Origin of the sequence: Paenibacillus sp. FSL P4-0081, from assembly GCF_000758565.1 — a bacterium.
Taxonomy (GTDB): Bacteria; Bacillota; Bacilli; order Paenibacillales; family Paenibacillaceae; genus Paenibacillus_AQ; species Paenibacillus_AQ phytohabitans.
Genome location: NZ_CP009280.1, coordinates 2,019,616 through 2,039,538 on the forward strand (window position 1 = coordinate 2,019,616; position 19,923 = coordinate 2,039,538).

Consider the following 19,923-nt stretch of genomic DNA (forward strand, 5'->3'; position numbering starts at 1 on the left):
CCAAAAATCCAATTAAAATGCCATAAATTCCGGAACAAGTCGTTTAAAATAAAGAAAAGAAAACGCATTCTTAGGAGGGCTACATTATGGCAACGGCAACAGCGGCGGATATCCGGCAGCTTATTTCACAAATGACACTTGAAGAGAAAGCCGGACTTTGCTCCGGACATGATTTCTGGAATACCAAAGGCATTGAACGGCTGGGCATTCCTTCACTGATGGTAACGGACGGGCCTCATGGTCTCCGCAAGCAGCAGGGAAGTGCGGACCATCTGGGCCTGCATAACAGCGTACCGGCGACTTGTTTTCCGTCAGCGGCGGGTCTGGCTTCTTCCTGGGACCGTAAGCTGATTGCCCGGGTAGGCGAGGCATTGGGGGCGGAATGTCAGGTCGAGAATGTCGCTGTTCTGCTCGGGCCGGGCAATAATATCAAGCGTTCACCACTGAATGGCCGGAACTTTGAATATTTCTCGGAAGATCCTTATTTGGCTTCGGAGATGGCCGCGTATCATGTGAAGGGAGTGCAGAGCCAGGGTGTCGGCACTTCACTGAAGCATTTTGCCGCCAATAATCAGGAACACCGCCGGATGTCCGTGGATGCCGTTATTGATGAGCGGACCCTGCGCGAGATTTATCTGGCCAGCTTCGAAGGCACGGTGAAGCAGAGCCAGCCTTGGAGCGTTATGTGTTCCTATAACCAGGTGAACGGTGAGTATGCTTCAGAGAGCCACAAGCTGCTGACGCAAGTGCTTCGCGACGAGTGGGGCTTTGAAGGCTTTGTTGTGTCCGACTGGGGCGCGGTCAATGAGCGGGTGAAGGCGCTGCAGGCGGGTCTGGAGCTGGAAATGCCGTCAAGCGGAGGCATCGGCGACGCCAAGATCGTAGCTGCAGTGAACAACGGGGAGCTGTCCGTGGAGACTCTGGATCTTGCGGTAGAGCGGATGCTGGCCTTTATCTTCAAGAGTGCGGACAGCCGGGACGAAGAGGCAGTCTTCGATCAGGACAAACATCATGCGCTCGCACGTGAGGTGGCCCGGGAGAGCATGGTGCTGCTGAAGAATGAGGATGGCATTCTGCCCCTCGCGAAGAGCGGCACACTTGCAATCATCGGTGAATTCGCCAAGACACCGCGCTATCAGGGCGGCGGCAGCTCGCATGTGAATCCGACGAAGCTGGATGATGCTTTCATCGAGATGCAGGCGGTTGCTGGTGATGCGGCAAGCTTCCTCTACGCACAGGGGTATGAGCTGGCCAGCGATGAGGTTAATGAGGAGCTGCTGCAGGAAGCCCGGGATACAGCAAGGAAGACGGATGCTGCCGTGCTGTTCCTCGGATTGCCTGACCGCTATGAATCGGAAGGATATGACCGCAGCCATCTGTCGCTTCCGGCGAGCCATCTGGCGCTGATCCATGCTGTGGCTGAGGTTCAGAGTAACATTATCGTGGTGCTTAGCAACGGATCTCCTGTAGAAATGCCTTGGCTGCCGCAGACGAAGGCCGTGCTGGAAGGATATCTCGGGGGGCAGGCTTTTGGCGGCGCGGTGGCCGATCTGCTCTTTGGTGAAGTAAGCCCAAGCGGCAAGCTGGCGGAGACGTTCCCGCAGAAGCTGAGCGACAATCCTTCATTCCTGAACTTCCCCGGGGAAGGCGATACTGTGGAGTATAAGGAAGGTTTGTTTGTAGGCTACCGCTATTATGATAAAAAAGAAATTGAGCCGCTGTTCCCGTTCGGCTTCGGACTCAGCTATACAGAATTCGAGTACAGCAATTTGTCGCTGGATCAGACCAGCATCAGGGATACGGACACCGTACAGGTTTCGGTCACTGTTAAGAACACCGGCAGCAGAACAGGTAAAGAAACCGTGCAGCTCTATGTCAGCGATGTAGAGAGCAGCGTAATCCGTCCGCTGCAGGAGCTGAAGGGCTTCGACAAGATTGAACTGCAGCCGGGGGAAGAGCGCGAGGTAACCTTTACACTGGATAAGCGCTCCTTTGCCTATTACAATGTGAAGCTGGCCGACTGGCATGTGGAGAGCGGAGTGTTCACTATCGCCGTAGGCTCATCCTCACGGGATATCCGCCTCACCGCAGAGCTGGAGGTAGTATCGACGACGAAACTGGCCGTAAGGTTCCACCGTAACTCTACGGTTGGTGATCTGCTGGCGAATCCGCTCACTGAGGGCAAAGCCAAGAATTACGGCAGTATCTTCGGGATGGAAGAAGCGATGGGAGATAATCCCGAAATGTTCCTGGCCATGATGAAATACATGCCGCTGCGCGCGCTGATCGGCTTCGGCCAGGGAAAATATACCGAAGCCGATCTGGCTGAGGATTTGCGTGAATTGAACGTGTTGGCCGGACAGGAGTAAGACGCAGCAGCGGTGCCGGAAGAATATAGGGGTTGCTTTTCGCAGCGCAATTTGCTAACATACGATGTAACTTAATAATGCTTTATTTGTTCTCTAGGGTTCCGCAGCTGTTGTGCGATACTGGTCTGGTCCGAGGGAGAACGCACGGAGTGTACCATGGCCGTGTATACACGGAGGGATAAAAGCCCGGGAGGTATCGTCATACGACGATAACCTTCCGGGCTTATTTTATTTTCAGGAGGCAGAAGAGAAATGAGCAAAAATAACAACAGCAAGTCATGGGCAATGATTGCAGGTGCCGCCTGCTTTGAAGTGGTATGGGTAATCGGGCTGAAGCACGCTGTGGCCCCCTGGGAATGGGCGATAACGATAGTAGCAATATTGGTCAGCTTCTACGCCCTCATATGGGCCAGCGGCAAACTGCCGGTCGGTACAGTCTACGCTGTATTTGTCGGGCTCGGGACTGCGGGAACCGTTCTGGCCGGAGGAATCCTGTTCGGTGAGCCGCTGCGTCCGCTGAAGCTGATATTGATACTGGTGCTGCTGGCCGGAGTCGTCGGTCTGAAGCTGGCCACGCCTGCGGATGGGCCGGATAAGCAAGCAAAGGAGCTGAATTAATATGGCATGGGTAATGTTGATTGCTGCCGGGTTATGTGAAATGTTCGGGGTGGCCATGATTGGTAAGCTGCATAAGAACCGCAACTGGCAGTCTGCAGGCCTGCTTGTGCTCGGTTTTGGTGCAAGCTTCCTGCTGCTTTCACTGGCGATGGAGAGCCTGCCGATGGGGATAGCTTACGCAATCTGGACAGGGATTGGCGCGTCTGGAGCGGCGATTATGGGTATGGTGTTCTATGGTGAGGCCCGCGATCCGCGGCGCATTTTCTGCATTGTGCTGATTCTTGGAGCTGTAGCCGGGCTAAAGCTGATCGGCTGATTTCGCTGCCTCTGCTGAAAGTTTATGATTTGGACACTTGCCGGATGTTTCGGGAAGGTTAATATGGTAAGTATAGTAAGTAGCAAGCCACACCATTCATCCTATAAGGAGACTTCCATTATTATGAGCAAACCTGTATCTGATACTATCCTTATGCCGGACGGAGCTGTGCTGCCCAGACTGGGCCAGGGAACCTGGACCATGGGCGAGCATGCAGCAAACCGGGCTGAAGAAATTGCTGCATTGCGCCACGGTGTTGAGCTGGGAATGAATCTGATTGATACTGCTGAAATGTATGGAGACGGCCGTTCCGAGGAGCTTGTCGGTGAAGCGGTGCGGGGAATCCGTGACAAGGTGTTCCTGGTCTCCAAGGTCTATCCGCATAATGCTGCAGGAGCCGCACTAATCCGCAGCTGTGAAGCAAGCCTGAAGCGGCTGGGCACCGATCATCTGGATCTGTACCTGCTTCACTGGCGGGGGACTCTTCCGCTTGAGGAGACTGTAGAGGGAATGGAGGCTCTGGTCGCTTCCGGCAAAATCGCGCGCTGGGGCGTCTCCAATTTCGATACGCCCGACATGCAGGAGCTGCTGCGTATTCCCGGCGGCAATCACTGCGCAGTGAACCAGGTGCTCTACCATCTCGGCTCCAGAGGCATCGAGCATGAGCTGCTGCCATGGCTGAGCGGACACAAGATTCCGGTAATGGCGTATTCTCCGCTGGCCCAGGCGGGAACGCTGAGAAAAGGATTGACGGAGAATGAAACCGTGCAGAGGATTGCCCGGGACCATGAAGCGACTCCGCTGCAGATTCTGCTCGCCTGGAGCATCCGTGAAGCAGAGGTGATGGCGATTCCCAAGGCGGGCACCCGCCAGCATGTGGAAGAGAATGCAGCCGCCGGCAAGCTTGTGCTTACGTCGGATGAGCTTTGGCAGCTGGACGATGCTTTTCCGCAGCCGTCATGGAAGGTTCCGCTGGATATGATTTGAGAACGAGAACTAAGTATGATACGCATGACAAACATCACAAGACAAGGCTGTCCTCATAAAGGGGGCAGTTTTTTTGTTGTTTGGAAATCATGATATTCTGCGAGGGTAAACGGGCCGAATGTATGCGAAAAATCGAATACAATGAGCTACTGCGAGGGTAGCCGGGCCGAATGCGAAAAACCGAACACAATGAGCTACTGCGAGGGTAACCGGGCAAATGTATGCGAAAAACCGAATACAATGTGCTGCTGCGAGGGTAAACGGGCCAAATGTATGCGAAAAATCGAATACAATGAGCCGCTGCGAGGGTAACCGGGCAAATGTATGCGAAAAACCGAACACAATGAGCTACTGCGAGAATAACCGGGCCAAATGTATGCGAAAAACCGAATACAATTTGCATCCCTAGAAGAAATGAGGAGCATAAGTAGCAACTGGCAATCCAGCAACTTTGTGCGGTTATTTTGTGCGGCGAGGCTGGCGGATATGATAAATAACGGTATTCGGGTGCATCCTAAAAGGGGAATGCGGCGGACAGAAGGTTTTGTCAACAGAGCGGAGTATCCTTATTAACAGGCCAGCAATAGGTCATTCGGAGTAGTGAAAACACCATACTTAAGCCCCTTGGCAGGAACTCTTAAATGATGTCAACAACATTCATGACGAAACCGTGTTTTCAATTTGGTGACAAAGAAAGCGCTTTGATTTACGATGTGTTCATAGGAGATAACCTTTCACAAAGAAGTAAACGAAGGGGTCTCATTCAATTAATTAGGGGGGCATTTTAAATGGCCACAACGGCAACTCAGCAAACTTCATCCGGTGGTGCGCGGGTAAAAGTCCAGCAATTCGGACGCATGCTCAGCGGTATGGTTATGCCGAATATCGGCGCATTCATCGCATGGGGGTTAATTACAGCATTATTTATTCCAACCGGCTGGTATCCAAATGAAAGCCTAGCAGCTCTGGTTGATCCAATGATCAAATATTTGCTTCCGCTGCTGATCGGATATACCGGCGGTCAGATGGTTCACGGCAAACGCGGCGGTGTTATCGGGGCAGTAGTTACAATGGGGGTTATTGTCGGATCCTCTATTCCGATGTTCCTTGGAGCTATGCTGGTCGGTCCGCTGGCTGGCTGGGTATTGAAGCAATTTGACAAAGCGGTTGACGGCAAAATCAAAGCCGGCTTCGAAATGCTCGTTAATAACTTCTCACTTGGTATTATCGGTGGCCTACTATCCGTTGGAGCACTTAAAGGTATTGGACCTCTGGTTGAAGGCTTGACCAACATATTGTCCAATGGTGTTGAGTTCCTGGTAAATCATAATCTGCTGCCGCTCATCAATATTATCATTGAGCCAGCCAAAGTATTGTTCCTGAACAATGCGATCAACCATGGTGTACTTGGACCAATCGCGCTTGAACAATCACAACGGGTAGGTAAATCTATTCTATTCATGCTTGAATCGAACCCTGGTCCAGGTCTTGGTATCCTGCTTGCTTACTGGCTGGTTGGTAAAGGCTCTGCTAAATCTTCCGCACCGGGCGCAATCATCATTCACTTCCTGGGCGGTATTCATGAAATCTACTTCCCTTACATCCTGATGAACCCGCGTCTGATCCTTGCCGTTATCGGTGGCGGTGTATCCGGTACATTCACCTTCCAGATGCTGGGTGCAGGTCTTGTAGCTTCTCCTTCTCCAGGCAGTATCTTTGCATACTTCGCGATGACACCTAAGGGCGGATATCTTCCAATGCTGGCCGGGGTTATCGTTGCAACCGTCGTGTCCTTCGCTCTTGCAGCCCTGTTGTTGAAGACTGTTAAGAAGAACGACGAAGAAGAAATGGATATTGAGGAAGCAGCAGCCAAGGTGAAAGACATGAAATCTGCCGGAACTGCAGCTCAAACTGCGGCAACTGCAACTACTGTAGCTGCTAATGTACGCACTAAAGCCAATGTGAACAAAATCGTCTTCGCTTGTGACGCAGGGATGGGTTCCAGTGCGATGGGCGCTTCCGTCCTGCGCAAGAAACTGCAAAGCGCAGGGGTTAACATTACGGTTGTGAACTCTGCTGTCAGTGAAATTCCTGCGGATGCCGACATCGTAGTTACGCAGAAGACACTTACTGACCGTGCCATTGCCGTGAATCCAAACGCTGAGCACATCTCGATCGACAACTTCCTGAAGAGCCCGAAATATGATGAGCTCGTGGAACGTTTGAAGTAAGACGCAGAAGTGTAAGATAAATTAATAAGCATAATGTCAAATAAGGAGACGCTGGCCGCCAAAGCCAGCGTTTGTCCCCAAATATAAGAAAGTATATGTTCCACTATACTTTACCTTATATTTCTTGCTGAAACGGATGCCGTCCCTTAGAGGACGGCATAGCCGTTTCTACTTGGTGTAGGGCGGAGGGTGTTCGCGGAATATGAGGAAAATTACCGCCAGACAGCGCCAGATTATATGGCTTCTGCTCGGAGTCAGCGGAGAAATTACGGCTGCTGAAATCGCTGAGGCTACCGGTGTGAGTGTAAGAACCGTTCACCGGGAGATGGAGGACATAGAGTCTGCGCTGAAGAATTTTGGTGTGAATCTGATCAAAAAATCGGGAAAAGGCATACAATTGAACGGCCCGGAGGCCGGTCTTGCGGAGCTGCGCCTGTTTTTGCGGGAAGAGAAGCCGGCGGAATATTCTGGAGAAGACCGCAAGGTGTATGAGCTCTGCGCCCTGCTGGAGGCGGAAGAGCCGGTGAAGCTGTTCACGCTCGCGCATTCACTTAAGGTAACAGTCGCTTCTGTAAGTTACGATCTGGATGAACTGGAGCAATGGGTCCGTAAATTCGGCCTGGAGCTGGTCCGCAGAAGAGGCTACGGCGTTGAAATCACCGGCAGTGAGATCGATAAGCGCCGGGCGATTGGCCGGCTGGCCGCCGAGCATCTGGATCTGTCTGATCTGGTTGGCCATGGCTCCCAGACCGAGAGCAACCCGGTCTTCCGTGTTCTGTTGTCTACGGTAGGGAAATCCAATCTCATGGAGGTAGAGAATACCCTGTGGGATATGGAATGGAAATGGACCGCTGAGCTTCCGGAAATTGTCTACATGGAAATGCTGCTGGGTCTAGCCGTGACGACCAGGCGGATTGAAATTGGCCGGAGCATTGACAGCGGTGAAGAAGCGGGGTATTCCAGAATGTCTGATCACCGCAACATTGCCGGGTCCGAGAACTTTGTCCAGCAGCTCGGAGCGGCGCTTGGGATGGAAATTCCTCGGGCAGAGGTCTTGTATATCGCTGGATTATTCGACCGGGTGCAGGATTCATTCTCTTCTGCCGGCTTTGCCTACGGCGATATTGAGTTAATGGAGATCGTCTACAAGCTGACGGAGAGTGTGGTCAAACGGACAGGGCTTCCTTTCCAGAGTGACCGTTCCCTGCGCGAAGGATTGCTGGAGCATATCGATCCCGCCCTGAAGCGGATTCGGGAAGGCACACGCATCCGCAATCCGCTGCTTGGGCCGATCCGCCGGGATTATGAGTATCTGTTCAACATCGTCCGTGCCTCCGTAGAGGATATGCAGCTTGAGCTTGAAATTCCGGATGAAGAAATCGGATTTCTGGTGATGCATTTCGGGGCTTCCGTCGAGCGGCTTAATCAGCTAAGGCGTAATGTCAGAGCCATTCTGGTCTGTGCCAGCGGACTCAGCTCCTCCCGTCTGCTGGCTACCCGGCTGACCAAAGAAATGCCGCAGATTGAGATTCTCGGCAATATTTCCTGGTATGAAGCCGCACGGCTGCCGGATGTGGACTACGACCTGATTATATCTACCATTGATCTGCCGATTGATAAGGAACGTTATATCAAAATCAGCCCCCTGCTCACAGGGGAAGAGATAGAGAAACTGCTGAATTATATTCAGAATACAACGCTGCGTGAGCGGGAATCAGGCCCATTAGGTGAGCAGGACCGGACTATGCGGGATGAGGCTTCACTGGAGCGGCTGAAGAGCTACAAGGGGATTCTTGATGAAATGGTCAGCCTGCTGGAGCGGTTCCGGTTCCATCCCATTGACAACAAGGATATGGATTTGTCTGCAACACTGGTGGAAATGCTGGCACTGCTGAATGGAAGCGGCGTAATTGGGGATGCGGACATTGTGCTGGAGCGCCTGCTGGAGCGGGAGCGGATGACCAGTCAGGTAATACCGGACACGGGGCTGGCGCTTTTCCACACCCGGAGCAGCCATATTCATCTGTCATCGCTTACGTTGTACCGGCTGCGCCAGCCTGTGATTCTGGAGGGAGACACTGAGGTTAGAGTGATTCTGCTTATGCTGGCTCCGCGCAGACTGTCCAAGGAGAGTCTGGAGGTGCTCAGCGAGATCAGCGCTTTGCTGCTTAATTCCGAACTGGTACAATTGCTGGAGGAGCGTACGGAGCCTGAGATCCGGGGATATTTGTCCTCGGAGCTGCTTCATTTTTTCCAAAATAAAATTTAATTTGAAAGTGAGAGAAACCATATGAGTATACTGTCAGAAAATAAAGTAATTATGCACGGTGCCGCTAAAGATAAATACGAAGCGATCACTATGGCGGGTAAGCTGCTTGTCGATGCAGGACACGTAACGGAAGAATATATTCCCAAGATGCTGGAGCGCGAGGAAGTGGTGTCCACCTACATGGGCGGAGGGCTGGCGATTCCCCACGGTACCAAGGAAGCACGGCCGTTCATCAAATCCACAGGACTGTCTGTAATCCGTTTTCCGGACGGTGTGGATTTCGGCGGGGATGAGCCGGCATTCATAGTGATCGGTATTGCTGCCGCAGGCGACGGGCATATGGAGGTCCTGACCAACGTGGCGATGATTTTCACAGAAGATGATGCCATTGAGCGCGTAATGAATGCTCCAACGGCTGCTGATGTGATCGCGATCTTCGAAGGAGGCATGGAATAATGAAGGCTGTCCATTTCGGAGCGGGCAATATCGGCAGAGGTTTCATCGGACTGCTGCTGTCGCAGGCAGGGTATGAAGTAACTTTCGTGGATGTAAATGAGGCGTTTGTATCCCAGCTTCAGGAGCGCGGCGAGTATCCGGTAACGCTGGCCAGCGATGGTCAGGAAACGGTAGTCGTCAAAAATGTAACTGCACTCAGCAGCGTAACTCACGGTGAAGAAGTTGCCGCAGCCATTGCTGAAGCCGATCTGGTTACCACAGCTGTCGGCGTGTCGATTCTGAAGCATATTGCGGGGGTTCTGGCTGATGGCATCAGCAGACGGGTAGCGGTCTCTTCCGCACCGCTGCATGTGATTGCCTGCGAGAACGCGATTGGCGGCAGTGCCCAGCTCAAAGAGCTGGTGTATGCCAAGCTTGATGAAGCAGCCCGCGCCAAAGCGGACGCTTCTGTTGCCTTCCCGAACGCAGCTGTGGACCGGATTGTTCCATTGCAGCAGCATGAGGATATTCTGAAGGTAGTCGTAGAGCCATTCTATGAGTGGGTCGTAGATTCCTCCCAGATGATTCCGGGCTATACACCGGTTGAAGGTGTGCATTACGTGGATAACCTGGAGCCTTATATCGAGCGTAAATTGTTCACCGTGAATACCGGACACTGCTCCGCAGCGTATCTTGGCTTCCTGCGCGGGTACGAAACCATCCAGCAGGCTATGGCAGATGAAGCTTTGACTGCACAGGTCCGTGAAGTGCTGGAAGAAACCGGCGCAGTGCTGATCCAGAAGCATGGCTTCGATCAGGCAGAACACAGCAAGTATATCGACAAAATCCTTGAGCGCTTCCGCAACCCGGCGCTGACCGATGAAGTGTCCCGTGTAGGCCGTTCGCCGCTGCGCAAGCTGTCGCCGAATGACCGTCTGGTGTCACCGGCTCTCCAGGCTTATGACAGAGGGCTAAATTATGCTGCCCTGACCCGCTCTATGGCCGGCGCATTGCTGTTCAATGTCAGCGATGACCCGGAAGCAGTGGAACTGCAGGCAGCGATTGCCGAGCTAGGCGCAGAAGCTGCTCTGGCGAAGTATACCGGCATTGCTGCTGACCATCCGGTTCATAAGTCCGCGATGGAGCAATATGCGAAGCTGAAATAAATCAATAGAAGTACAGCCGCAGGGGCAACCTATCCCTGCGGCTTTTTGCGCTTCCGGTGCGTATAATCACGGCATAACAAATACGGCGCCCCCTTTGTAAGAGAGGCACCGTAGTAAGTAAGGCTGGCATAACCATACCCGCCGAATTAAAGCACTGCTTAGCTGTTTTCAAGAATCGTCTGCAGTGTAGTGCGGTCCAGGCCTTCAACCAGCTTGACCAGCAGCTCCTTGGCTGCTGCATAATCATCGCTATGAATAATGGAAGTAGCCGTATGGATATAGCGTGAACAGATTCCGATAACCGCCGAAGGAATGCCGATCCCGCTGACATGCACCTGACCGGCGTCCGTTCCCCCCTGGGAGACGAAATACTGGTATTTAATCCGGTGAGTGTCCGCCGTATCCTGAACGTATTCAATCAGCCCGCGGTGGGTAATCATCGTAGGATCGAAGATGCGCAGCAGCGCGCCTTGTCCCAGGTGGCCGAAGGCCTGACGGTCGCCGGTCATATCGGCAGCAGCACTGGCATCCAGGCCGAAGAAAATATCCGGCTGAAGCAGATTGGCCGCGGTCCGCGCACCGCGCAGTCCGACTTCTTCCTGGACAGTGGCGCCGGAATAGACGGTATTCGGTAATTTTTTGCCATGTAATTCCTTCATTAATTCAATCGCCAGACCTACGCCATAGCGGTTGTCCCAGGCTTTGGCCATAATCTTCTTCGGATTGGCCAGCGGGGTGAACGGACAGACCGGCACAATCTGCTGCCCCGGGGCAACGCCGAAGCTCTGAGCTTCCTCGCGGCTGTCCGCTCCGATATCTATGTACATTTTGCCGATATCGCCGGTCTTGCCCCGCTCTTCGGCGCTCAGCAGGTGGATCGGTGTGCTGCCGACAACGCCATTCAATGTACCCTTTGGGGTAACAATCTGCAGCCGCTGCGAAGCCACAGCCGAAGCAAGCCATCCGCCCAGCGGCGTGAACCGGATCATTCCGTTGTCCGTGATGCCGGTAACCATGAATCCCACTTCATCCAAATGTCCGGCGACCATGATCTTGGGGCCGTTCGCCTCACCGCGCAGTACTCCGAACAGGCTGCCCAGGCGGTCCTGCACGAATTCATCGGTGTAAGGCATCATCGCCTCTTTGACGTAAGCGCGTAATTCACGCTCGAAGCCGGGGGCTGAAGGAAATTCAGTCAATGTTTTGAATAAGTCGAGTGTTTCTGGATTCATACACATATCGCTCCTTTTTACACTTATATAGGATGAACTTAAGTTATCGATAAAAGATAAAAATTTATATGCTCCGCGCATAAATTATCCTTATCTTTCTCGCTGAAACGGTACCTTCCTAAAAAGGACGGCAAGGCCGTTTCCACTTGTCAGGATCAGGTGTTATTGCAGTTCCTTCTCGCTTTTGGTTATTTTCTTTTGTTCATCTTACCCAGTATGAACATTGTTACGCCGATTGTCCATGGCAGGAGGGCATATGAACACAGTGACCCGGGAAGCGAATACTATGTTGTAAGGGCTCTGCAGGCAGGAGCCGGGAAAGGAAGCGAGGAGAATGTGGCTATCAGGAAGCGTAGCCGCAGCAGGCAATCGGGGAGTGCCCAGGAAGGTGCAGGCCCGCGGGCTGCACAAGCGGTACCCCCGCCGGTACCGGCGGGACAATGAAGCTGTGCTGATACTGGTGCTGTTTATGCTGCTGATTGTTGTGCTGCTTTATTTTTCCTGAGCTTAAGGGGACATAACGGGGCCGCCTATAGTGAACAATAAGGAAAAACATTGTATTGAAGCACAACCCGGAGGGACGGGAAATGCGTATCCCGCTGCCCGCTCCCTTTCGTATCCTACAGGAGGTGTCTATATTGCCGGCGAAAACAAAGAAATCAGGCGTCAAGCTGCGGCTTGATACTTTGACCCCGCAGGATTATCAGGAATTGGCCAAGCCTTATGTGCCATCCCGTCCTGTATTCAAGAATTGTATGCGAGCCTTCCTATCCGGCGGCTTGATCTGTGTGCTTGGACAAGGCATCCAGGAAGCATTCATGGCAATATTCGATATGACTTCCCGCGAAGCAGCCAGTCCAACAGTTGCTATTCTGATTCTGCTCTCGGTCATTCTCACCAGCTTCGGTGTATATGACAAGCTTGCCCAGTGGTGCGGTGCGGGTTCAGCGGTGCCCGTCACAGGTTTCGCCAACAGTATGTGCTCCGCTGCTCTTGAACACCGGGCTGAAGGGCTCGTACTCGGCGTTGGCGGCAATATGTTCAAGCTGGCCGGATCAGTCATTGTGTTCGGTGTGGTTGCCGCATTTGTTGTAGGTGTAGTGTATGCCGTTATGGGCTGGGGAGGTGCACATTAAACGATGAAGCAGCTCGGCAGTCAGACCTGGGAATTTACCAACCGTCCGGTCATTCTAGGCTCTTCCGCAGTAGTAGGTCCGGAGGAGGGAGAGGGCCCGCTTGCTTCAAGCTTTGATTTTATCTACGACTCACTGGAAATGGGCGAGAAGACATGGGAGAAGGCAGAGCGCGCATTGTTCGAAAAAGCTTCCAAGCTCGCGCTCATGAACGCGAATCTGGAGCAGGAGAAGCTGGAGTTTTTTGTCGGCGGTGATCTAATGAACCAGATCATCAGCAGCTCCTTCGCCGCGCGGAAGCTTGGCGTGCCTTATCTTGGCGTCTTCGGCGCCTGCTCCACTTCCATGGAGAGTCTGGCTATCGCCTCCATGATTGTCGACTCCGGCGGCGGCAAGTACGCACTGGCAGGCACATCAAGCCATAACTGTACGGTGGAGAAACAATTCCGTTATCCTACAGAATACGGCTCCCAGAAGCCCCCAACCGCCCAATATACCGTTACAGGCTCAGGTTGTGCAGTAATTGGTGTTAATGATGGTACTGTAAAGGGCCCTCTTGTGGTATCAGCGACGCTTGGGCGTATTATGGACCTTGGCCTGAAGGACCCGTTCAATATGGGAACCGCCATGGCACCGGCTGCTGCTGATACCATTACAGCACATTTCAGGGATACGGGATTGTCGCCCGGCCATTACGATCTTATCGTGACGGGGGACCTTGCTTCCGTTGGTCTGCCGATTGCCAAAGATCTGCTGGCCAAAGAGGGCATTCCCATGGAGCAGACAGTCTTTAACGACTGTGGTCTTATGATCTATGACCTGGACAAGCAGAAATATGTCATTGCCGGAGGAAGCGGCTGCGGCTGTTCTGCGGTAGTGACCTACGGGCACATTCTGAGCCGGTTGAAAAAAGGTGAATTGAAACGGGTACTGATTGTGGCGACCGGAGCACTGCTATCACCTTTGTCTTATCAGCAAGGGGAGAGTATTCCGTGCGTAGCCCATGCGGTAGCCCTGGAGAGCGGAGGTGAAGGAGCATGATTTATTTGTGGGCTTTTCTGGTCGGGGGAGCCATTTGCGTTATCGGGCAGCTGATGTTCGATGTGCTCAAGCTGACGCCCGCCCATACCATGAGTACGCTGGTCGTACTCGGTGCGGTGGCCGATGCGTTCGGGATTTATGATCCGCTGGTGAAGTTCGCCGGTGCGGGGGCGAGCGTCCCCATTACCAGCTTCGGGAATTCCCTGGTCCATGGCGCGCTGACAGAGCTGGAGCGGGACGGATGGGTCGGGGTAGTCACCGGGATCTTCGACGTAACCAGTGCGGGGATATCCTCCGCGATTGTTTTCTCATTCCTGGCGGCGCTTGTTGTCCGGCCGAAGGGCTAGGGTGAACGGAAATGGTTTTGGGATGAGGATAAGTGAGAATAGGAAGGCCGCCTTTGGCGGTCTTTTTACTTTGGCATTAGCCTGTAAACCTGAACAAAGTCAACTGATTTTAAAGATAGTAACTATAAATTTGCGGTATGCGATTGCGGTGGAGAGTGGGTGGAATAAGGGAAGGGAGAGAGTCGCTTTGATATTCCGGGAAGTAGAGGTACCTTTGAGAGAAATTGAGATAGGCTAAGTGTTGGTATGTGAGGTGTAAGTACGTCTGACTGTGAGCTTGAGGTATAGGCTAGATGCTGGAATGTGAGGTAGAGGTAACTTTGAATTGGATTCAATAGGCTATTAGAGAAAATGAGGTGCCGCTGAAAGGGCTGGAAGTTGGCTGAGTGCGAGAATGAGAAGTGCTAATGAAAGGGCTGGAAGTTAGCTGAGTGCGAGAATGAGAAGTGCTAATGAAAGGGTATGAAGTGAGCTTAGCGTGCAAAAGTGGATATAGCAGTAACTCTGGACCGGCAGGTTAGCGGAGCGCTAAGAAGAACCGACAGAAATCTTTCACAAATTACAACAATTCAGAGATCAAATCTGCCGAAACGCAAAAATCTTGCAGGATATACAACAATACAGCGCTCTAAGCCGCCAAGTCGCCGGAAATGTTGTAAAAAGTACAACAATACCGGATTTGCCCCCTCTAAACGCGAGAAATCCTGCAAAAAGTACAACATTATCTATTTGCCTACGAACACACCAGCTCCCGAACACCCTAGCTCTACCCAACGCACCAGCGCTCCAAACAGATCACCCTCGAACGAACCAAACCAGCCCTACCCAACACCTCAGCCCCGAACGCACCAGCGCTAACGCACGTACCAGCCTTCCCGAACACCCCCAACTCTACCAACACCCCAGCCCTACCTAACACCCCAGCCCCGCCTGCTAATTCCGCCATGAAGTCAGTATTTCTTCGAACTCGGTAAAAGCGGGCAACCGCAACTAAATGAGAGATAGCTGTGACGCTCACCTTGCCAGTGGCTTCCCGGCGGGCTCTCCTCCGGGCTATTTGTCAGCAGCCGCCCTGCCGGCGGGACTGTCATCAATAGCAGACACTCAGCACGGGAAATGCCGCAGACGGAAGATGCTGTGTTTTGCTGCGCCCCATAAGTGTTTCTTTTTGACAAATCTCGTAAGCCGCTCTATAATTTCACGGCCCCTAACATGTACTTTCACTACTCGAATCATGTAAAATGTATATATTACTGCTTATTCTGACATAGGAGGTTTACCATATATGCCCGTACGTCAAGAATCTACGCAAATTATGAACGCTGTCCGCACTAATCTGGAATCCTGTATACTCGGTAAAAGCTTCGAAATCGAACTGCTGCTCACGGCACTCCTTGCCGGCGGACATGTCCTGATTGAAGATGTTCCGGGGACTGGCAAAACGCAGCTAATCCGGGCGCTATCCCGTTCCATGTCTGGTGAATACCGCCGGATTCAGTGCAATCCCGATATTCTTCCGAGTGATATTACCGGTGTATCTGTCTATCATCCGCGCGATGAGATGTTTCACTTCCGCCCGGGGCCGGTCATGACCAATATTCTGCTTGCCGATGAGATTAACCGGGCGACCACCAAGACCCAGTCCGCACTGCTTGAGGTCATGGAGGAGCGCAATGTGACGGTCGACGGGGAGACCTATCCTCTGCCGCATCCGTTCATGCTCTGCGCAACACAGAATCCGATAGACTTCGAAGGCACCTATACCCTTCCCGAGGCCCAGCTGGACCGCTTCATGCTGCGGATCAGCCTTGGTTATCCCGATGCCGAGACGGAGAAGAATCTGCTGATTACCCATCAGCAGGGCCAACCGGTGGACAAGCTGATTCCGGTCACCGGTATGGACACCATTGCCGCCATTCAGGAGGAGATCCGCGATATTTATATCAGCGATCCGGTCCTGAACTATCTGCTTGATGTAGTCCGGCAGACGCGGGAGCACCCGCTTGTACTTCTAGGCGCAAGCCCCCGGGCATCCCTGTCATTCATGATGGCATGCAAGGCTTATGCTTTCCTGCAAGGCCGCGATTATGTTCTGCCTGACGATGTGAAGACCCTTACACCTTATGCGCTGGGACACCGCATTCTGCTGCGGCCGGAATCACGCCTTGATAATGTCAGCGTGGATTCCCTGCTGCAGAAGCTGCTGCAGAGCATTCATGTGCCTGTAACCATGAGGCAATAAGATGAGAAGCATCCTAGCGGGGGCGGCCGCTGTCATTCAGCCAAGGAAGTTCATGGGCGTGCTTGCGATCTGGGTCATCACACTGCTCTATGTGCTGTTTCAGGGCGGCAAAACCTCGTTCATGCTGTTCATTATGGTATCGGTTCTGATCCTGTATCTAATCATTGGGGGACTGGGCGGAGTCCGGCGGGCCAAAGGCACCCGCAGCCTCTACTCGGAGCAGGACAAGCCTGATCTGCTCTACGCAGGCGGTTATCTGCGGGTGAAGCTGAATGTTAACATTCCGGGTTTTCTGCCTTTGCCTTATGTGGTGGTGCGGGAAATTCTGAAGCGCCATAACGGGGAATCCTGGGTGTTCGAGGAGAGTCTGGTCCCCAGCCTGAGAGGGCGGGGAGAGCTGCTGTTCCAGACACCGGTGCTGGAGCGGGGCTGCTACACCTTCGAGAGCACGGATATCCTCAGTGAGGATATCTTCGGACTGATGGAGCACAAAGGCACATTCAAGGCCGAAGGACGGTTCCGCGTGCTGCCCCGGGCAGTCGTAGTGCCGCGCTGGCAGCTGTATGAGCGGAGAGCGCGCCTGTCCGGGCCTCAAGCCTCGCTGCTCCAGTCCCGGCGCGAGACCACGCAAATCAACGGTGTCCGTGATTATGTCTACGGAGACCGGCTGACACGGATACACTGGAATGCTACCGCGAAGACAGGGGCCTGGAAGTCGAAGGAATTCGAGCATGAATCGGTCCCCCGGACCATTCTGGTGCTCGATGGCAGTGCAGGTGCATATTACAGCTCAGGACAGTTCGAGCTGGCGGTTTCGATTGCGGCGTCACTGCTCGGGTTCGGCATACGCGAGCGAATCGGGATCGGCCTGTGCTGCCTGGATAAGGATACGAAGGTGTTCAGTCCGGCAGAAGGCAGTGCCGAGCGGCAGAAGATGATCCAGTATCTGATTGATATCAATGCGGAGGGCCGGGGGCCGCTGATTACAAGGCTGGACAAGGCTCAGCGGATGTTCCCCAAAGGCGCATACTTTGTGCTGATCAGCCCGCAGAGCGGCAAGCCGGTGCTGGATACGCTGCGCTGGGCAGACAGCCGGGGGCTGACCCCTTCGCATATTCATGTCCGCAATCCTGCTGCGAAGAACCGGGGGGAAGAATGGGCCGATGTTCTCAAATCACGCGGGATCACCTGCTATAATGTCAGCTCGCTTCATGAGCTCCCTGCGGTACTTGGAGGTGATCCTATACGATGAAGCATTGGATGAACGGAGTCAAATCCTCATGGCATCACGCGTTGACGCTGCTCTGGCTGATGATCATCGCTTTACAGTGGATATCCTACACTGAGCCCTTCTGGCTGGAGGAGACCACAGCCGCTGTATTGCTGACTCTTGTTGCAGTAGCCTTAATTGAAATTATTATACCTGTTAAATGGATTTACCGCCTCATGCTTGAAGGTGTGGCGATAGTGTATCTCGTGTATCGTATTCTTCTGCATTACGGGGAATATGTTCCGAATCCCTGGCTGCCCACACTTCGTGAACGGCTGCCGGATATCATCACACATATGAATCCGTACATCTGGTTTGCGCTGGGTGCCTGGGCGCTGATGCTGCTGTCATCCTGGTGGGTGAATGGCAAGGCGCGGATTCTGATGTTCATCGGGATGAATATTACGGCGTTCGCCGCGCTGGACTCTTTTACAACATCTGTATTATGGCAGGAAGTAGCCTGGACCGTGTTTGCCGGAATGGGCTGGCTGGTCACCAGGCATTTAAGAAGCTTCCAATTGCATTATCCGCGGGGCTGGACCTATCTGCTTCAATATCCTTTCAAAGTAGCCCTTAATATAGCGATCATCTTCTCACTTGTCATTATTGCCGGAGTAAATATGCCGGATGTACGCCCTACACTAACTGACCCGTATACGGTTTGGCAGGAATGGAGCGGAAATACACCTTCCTCCGGAACTTCCGCCGGCGGCAGCGGTGAAAGCTCAAGCGGTGAAGGAACGGGAGGAGCAACCACCTCCGGCTACAGTCTGAATGATGATAATCTTGGCGGCGGCTTTAACTTTGATTATTCGCCCGTAATGACCGTCACCTCCGATTTGCGCACCTATATGCGCGGAGAGATCCGGAGTACGTATTCCGGAAAAGGCTGGAGTGACGATGATACATTCAGCCGGGGAACCTTCAGGACAGTCCAGGTAGGAGAGCCGCTGGAGCCTGTCGCGGCCCCTAAGACAGAGACCCGGACACTGACGCAGACGGTTAAGCTGCTGGGCGGCAACAACTATCCTGTGCTCTTCGGCGGCTACTCGATTGTAAAAGTGAATTCTGTGGATGGAGTAGCGGAGAGCAACGGGCTGTCATGGCGGGGTGAAGACAGTGAACTGCTGTGGAACGCGGCGGGCAGTGCACGCTCTTACCCGCAGACCTATGTGGTGACCTCGGAGGTGCCAGTGGTACCGTTTCAGGAGCTGAGCACACAGACTTATGAACAGCTGTACGGAGATCTTGTTCTTGACCCGTATCTCCAGCTGCCGGGTAACTTCCCGGAGCGGGTCCGTGCGCTCGCGGAGGAGATTACTGCCGGAGCACAGACGCCGTACGAGAAGGTCATGCTGCTGCAGCAATATCTGCAGCAAACCTTCCCGTACACGAATCAGCCGGATGTCTCACGCGCAAGAAGCAAGGATATGGTTGAGAGCTTCCTGTTTGAGATTATGGAAGGCTACTGCGATTATTATTCCACTGCACTCGTCACAATGGTGCGTTCCCTGGATATCCCGGCCCGCTGGGTCAAGGGCTATGCGCCCGGGGAACAGGCAGAAATCCCGGATAATCTGGCGCTTCAGCAAGGCGGTCTGGTGAATAATAACTATACGATCACGAACGCAGATGCCCACTCCTGGGCAGAGATTTATTTCGGTGACTATGGTTGGGTTCCGGTGGAAGCCACGCCCGGCTTCAATGTTCCGGTGCTGACCCAGACGGAGGAAGACAATGTAGAAGAACCTGAAGTACAGGAGGAAGAGCAAGCGGAGCCTGAACAGGAAGCGGCAAATACGGCCGCCGGAAGTGAAGGATTCCATCCTGGTGTCTGGGTAGTAACAGGAGCGGCGGTTGTTCTTCTGCTCTGGAGCGGCTTCCTGCTCTGGCAGCGGCGCATGAGTCTGCGGTTCCTGATCACGCGTCTGCGCATCGGCCATCAGCTGACTCCGGTACAAAAAGTTGTGGCAGAAACGCAGCGCTGGGTAAGGTATGTCCGAAGTAAGGGTATGCTGAAGAAAGAGCATGAAACTTTGCGCGAATCTGTGGAACGCTGGAGCCTTGAACGGCCTGCGGCGGCGGCAAATCTGTCCACACTCCTGGGCATGTTCGAGCGGGCGAATTACAGCCCTGAGGTTATTGAAGACAAAGACTGGCACAGCGTGTATACTGAAGCTTTGCGGCTGCGAAAAAGCATGAAATCCGGCAAGTAATGCTCCAGTATCATAAAGTACCGCTAACAGGTGGATTTTGACAGTTGGATA

General features: G+C 53.2%; 16 protein-coding genes and 1 riboswitch. Of the genes, 15 read left to right on the top strand and 1 reads right to left on the bottom strand.

Features of this window, described 5'->3' with window-relative positions; genetic code table 11:
• Positions 1–86 precede the first annotated feature (86 nt).
• The 8 genes from P40081_RS08655 (at position 87) to P40081_RS08690 (ending at position 10,391) form a co-directional block, all read left to right on the top strand.
• Entirely contained in the window at positions 87–2,369 is a 2,283-nt protein-coding gene (locus tag P40081_RS08655; protein ID WP_042134782.1) for a glycoside hydrolase family 3 C-terminal domain-containing protein, read from the top strand.
• A gap of 82 nt (positions 2,370–2,451) precedes the next feature.
• Positions 2,452–2,564, top strand: a riboswitch (guanidine-I (ykkC/yxkD leader).
• A gap of 57 nt (positions 2,565–2,621) precedes the next feature.
• Positions 2,622–2,987, top strand: a complete 366-nt coding sequence (locus P40081_RS08660) for a DMT family transporter (RefSeq protein WP_042134785.1) — start codon at positions 2,622–2,624, stop codon at positions 2,985–2,987.
• Position 2,988: 1 nt separating this feature from the next.
• Complete coding sequence (locus P40081_RS08665) at positions 2,989–3,303, top strand: DMT family transporter (protein WP_042134787.1); 315 nt, start codon at positions 2,989–2,991, stop codon at positions 3,301–3,303.
• Between the two features lie 123 nt (positions 3,304–3,426).
• Positions 3,427–4,290 carry an aldo/keto reductase gene (locus P40081_RS08670; protein ID WP_042134789.1) on the top strand — a complete coding sequence of 288 codons (864 nt, stop codon included), beginning with the start codon at positions 3,427–3,429 and terminating at the stop codon, positions 4,288–4,290.
• A gap of 788 nt (positions 4,291–5,078) precedes the next feature.
• Complete coding sequence (locus P40081_RS08675) at positions 5,079–6,521, top strand: PTS mannitol transporter subunit IIBC (RefSeq protein ID WP_042134790.1); 1,443 nt, start codon at positions 5,079–5,081, stop codon at positions 6,519–6,521.
• 202 nt (positions 6,522–6,723) lie between these two features.
• The gene (locus tag P40081_RS08680; RefSeq protein ID WP_042134792.1) at positions 6,724–8,790 is read left to right on the top strand and encodes a BglG family transcription antiterminator; all 2,067 of its coding nucleotides are present in this window, start codon (positions 6,724–6,726) and stop codon (positions 8,788–8,790) included.
• A gap of 21 nt (positions 8,791–8,811) precedes the next feature.
• A complete protein-coding gene (locus P40081_RS08685; protein WP_039308269.1) occupies positions 8,812–9,246 on the top strand; it encodes a PTS mannitol transporter subunit IIA in 435 nt (144 codons plus the stop codon).
• On the top strand, positions 9,246–10,391 hold the full coding sequence (locus P40081_RS08690) for a mannitol-1-phosphate 5-dehydrogenase (RefSeq protein ID WP_042134794.1): 1,146 nt from the start codon (positions 9,246–9,248) through the stop codon (positions 10,389–10,391). Before P40081_RS08685 ends, P40081_RS08690 begins: the two co-directional genes overlap by 1 nt.
• Positions 10,392–10,549: 158 nt before the next feature.
• Here the strand turns inward: P40081_RS08690 and P40081_RS08695 are convergent, their stop codons facing one another.
• Positions 10,550–11,623, bottom strand: coding sequence for a M42 family metallopeptidase (locus P40081_RS08695; RefSeq protein WP_042134796.1), 1,074 nt, complete (start codon positions 11,621–11,623; stop codon positions 10,550–10,552).
• Between the two features lie 334 nt (positions 11,624–11,957).
• Here P40081_RS08695 and P40081_RS38325 point away from each other — a divergent pair, with 334 nt between their 5' ends.
• From P40081_RS38325 to P40081_RS08730, 7 genes are all read left to right on the top strand, one after another.
• On the top strand, positions 11,958–12,128 hold the full coding sequence (locus P40081_RS38325) for a hypothetical protein (protein WP_156118565.1): 171 nt from the start codon (positions 11,958–11,960) through the stop codon (positions 12,126–12,128).
• A 133-nt stretch (positions 12,129–12,261) separates the two neighbouring features.
• Positions 12,262–12,759, top strand: coding sequence for a stage V sporulation protein AC (gene spoVAC / locus P40081_RS08700; protein ID WP_042134798.1), 498 nt, complete (start codon positions 12,262–12,264; stop codon positions 12,757–12,759).
• A gap of 3 nt (positions 12,760–12,762) precedes the next feature.
• Positions 12,763–13,797 carry a stage V sporulation protein AD gene (spoVAD, locus tag P40081_RS08705; RefSeq protein WP_042134800.1) on the top strand — a complete coding sequence of 345 codons (1,035 nt, stop codon included), beginning with the start codon at positions 12,763–12,765 and terminating at the stop codon, positions 13,795–13,797.
• On the top strand, positions 13,794–14,144 hold the full coding sequence (gene spoVAE, locus P40081_RS08710) for a stage V sporulation protein AE (RefSeq protein WP_042134802.1): 351 nt from the start codon (positions 13,794–13,796) through the stop codon (positions 14,142–14,144). Before spoVAD ends, spoVAE begins: the two co-directional genes overlap by 4 nt.
• A gap of 1,285 nt (positions 14,145–15,429) precedes the next feature.
• Positions 15,430–16,386, top strand: coding sequence for an AAA family ATPase (locus P40081_RS08720; RefSeq protein WP_042134806.1), 957 nt, complete (start codon positions 15,430–15,432; stop codon positions 16,384–16,386).
• Position 16,387: 1 nt separating this feature from the next.
• Positions 16,388–17,638, top strand: coding sequence for a DUF58 domain-containing protein (locus P40081_RS08725; RefSeq protein ID WP_042134808.1), 1,251 nt, complete (start codon positions 16,388–16,390; stop codon positions 17,636–17,638).
• Positions 17,635–19,872, top strand: coding sequence for a transglutaminase-like domain-containing protein (locus P40081_RS08730; protein ID WP_042134810.1), 2,238 nt, complete (start codon positions 17,635–17,637; stop codon positions 19,870–19,872). The genes P40081_RS08725 and P40081_RS08730 overlap by 4 nt, the downstream gene beginning before the upstream one ends.
• Positions 19,873–19,923: the final 51 nt, after the last annotated feature.